This is a genomic window from Rubrivirga marina (assembly GCF_002283365.1).
Taxonomy (GTDB): domain Bacteria; phylum Bacteroidota; class Rhodothermia; order Rhodothermales; family Rubricoccaceae; genus Rubrivirga; species Rubrivirga marina.
Map to the genome: position 1 here is coordinate 1 of NZ_MQWD01000007.1, position 719 is coordinate 719.

General features: G+C 70.7%; 1 protein-coding gene. It reads right to left on the minus strand.

Features of this window, described 5'->3' with window-relative positions; translation table 11 throughout:
- Positions 1-700 (minus strand): IS5 family transposase (locus tag BSZ37_RS20925; RefSeq protein ID WP_425442621.1); only part of this gene is annotated, 700 nt, incomplete at its 3' end.
- Positions 701-719 lie beyond the last annotated feature (19 nt).

Consider the following 719-nt stretch of genomic DNA (forward strand, 5'->3'; position numbering starts at 1 on the left):
ACCGGATTAGCAGCCGCCGGAACCGGTTGAGCCACGAGTGCGCCGCCTCGACGACCCATCGTCGTGCCCGGTACCCCGGCATCTTCAGCGCCAGCTTCTCGTCGCCTCGGCTCAGGATGTGGGTGACGTACCCCGATGCGCTCAGCGCCGAGCGGACCGAATCGAAGTCGTACCCCTTGTCGGCGCACAGGTGCTGCTCGGCCTCGAACGACACGACGGCCATCGAGTCGAGCACGGGCTCGACCTGCGTCATGTCGTTGCGGTTGGCGCCGGTCACGACGAGCCCGACCGGGAGCCCGTGGCCTTCGGTGAGCAGGTGGCGCTTGGTGCCCGACTTGCCGCGATCCGTCGGGTTGGGGCCGGTCGCCGCGCCCCCGAGCGGCGCCTTCGTCGTCGCCCCGTCGATCGCTTGCCACGTCCAGTCGAGCCCGACGGAGGCGTCGAACTCGACGAGTCCCGTCGCCCAGAGGTGAGCGAAGACGTCGGCCTCGGCCCACTCCTGGAACCGGTCGTGGACGGTCGAGGCCGCCCCGAGACACCGTGGCAGCGCCTTCCACTGGATGCCGGTGGTGAGCACGTAGAAGATCGCGGCGAAGACCTCGCGGTCGGGCTTCCGGGGTCGGCCTCCACCGGGTGGCTCGGGGAGCAGCGGCTCGACGGCGGCCCAGAGTTCGGGGGGCGGCAGGAAGCGGGCGTCGATCTCAGACTCGAAGTCGGGC